The organism is Flammeovirga sp. EKP202 (assembly GCF_014534745.1).
Taxonomy (GTDB): Bacteria; Bacteroidota; Bacteroidia; order Cytophagales; family Flammeovirgaceae; genus Flammeovirga.
Window position 1 is genome coordinate 1 of sequence record NZ_JACVVP010000111.1, and the last position, 1,371, is coordinate 1,371.

Annotated in this window: 1 protein-coding gene; it reads right to left on the reverse strand. The window is 36.1% G+C overall.

Annotation, left to right across the window (positions count from 1 at the left end; all coding sequences use genetic code 11):
* Positions 1 to 334: 334 nt before the first annotated feature.
* A complete protein-coding gene (locus tag IC221_RS29150; protein ID WP_188172306.1) occupies positions 335 to 1,213 on the reverse strand; it encodes an SH3 domain-containing protein in 879 nt (292 codons plus the stop codon).
* Positions 1,214 to 1,371: the final 158 nt, after the last annotated feature.

The following is a 1,371-nucleotide window of genomic DNA, read 5'->3' on the forward strand; positions in this document are numbered from 1 at the left end:
AGTAGGCGATACAAGTACCGACAAGTTTCGGAGAACTCACCTCGCTGAAGGACCGAAGGTTACAGTGTCCTTAATTGGAAATGGAGGTGTATTCTGTTGATTCAGCAGAAGAAGAATACACTAGCCTTTACAAAGCAGGACTAGGTTTTAAATTTTTAGTAGAATGATCGAACAAGTAGTGTCTAAAGCAGGCATTACATCTATGTCCGAGATCTGCAAAAAGTTGACTGAACGGTAATCAACCGCCGTATACGCGGTCCGTACGTACGGTGGTGTGAGAGGGTCTCCGCTAGGCTAATTGCCTAGCGGCGCTCTACTCGATTATCGATATTTCTCACTCAACTAGCTTTTTTATTTCTTCAAATTCTAGCCCAGTATATGAATAAGTTTGAACGTCAAATTTTTCACCAATTGGAAAGTGACCATTGAGTTTAGCGGTTGACTTGATGAATCCTGTCACAAATCTTGGAGTAAATTTTTGAGATTTTAGCTTTTCTAAAGCTGGCATAAGTTCTTCTTTAGTCCATCCATAATCATTTAAATATGCACTAGTATCAATCGAGTATTCTATCTCTGCTTTTAGTATCTTACTCTGTTGAATATTAATTTTGTACGTTGTTTTGTACCACTTTTCACATTCAATGCTAGAAAACTTTGAGCCATCTGAGTATAAGTTATAACTTATAATTGTGGTTGGATCAGGATATTCAAACTTTATCCAGGGAGTGAGATAACAGAGATGATTACCAATTATCTTACCATTTTCTATAAATCTTAAGTCTATCACTCTTCCATGTTCATCAACTGTTTCGATATAATAATATTGAGGTAAATTGGAAGTCTCTATATTGCGTTTTAAGGTTCGAAAGCTTGAAGCTGTAGGTTCAAACTCATGATAAATCTTCTTCAATCTAATATTTGAATTACTTATTGGGTTATATATGGGTTGGATTCTTGATTTATGAACAAATCCTTCAATAGTTTTATCCATATTAACTTTTTTAATAACCTTCCACCAGTTACTTTTTAAGGTAGGATAATACAGGAACCTCTCTCCAGATACTAACTTAGCTAGGATTCTGGAACTTGATTTTTGACTTTCCCTAATATTAGTATATCCGTCTGGATCATTTATGTTTCCTACCTCTTGAGCTGATACATGCAAGTTAAGAAGAACCAATACAGTAAAAATAATTTGATAATGTACTTTCATGAAGTTTGCAATAATTATCGATAACGTAATGGCTAAACTACGACCAGCGGAGGTGTCGACCGGTGGATGGAGGTTAGCTGCTGTGTGTGCCCAAAATGGGCACGATCTATATTTGTCTAAATATAGTTCAATCTTCTAGAGGGTGCAAGTCCCTTATG

What these genes read in the sequence shown, in the direction of transcription:
- IC221_RS29150 (WP_188172306.1), bottom strand. Translation starts at nt 1,213, where the DNA reads ATGAAAGTACATTATCAAATTATTTTTACTGTATTGGTTCTTCTTAAC.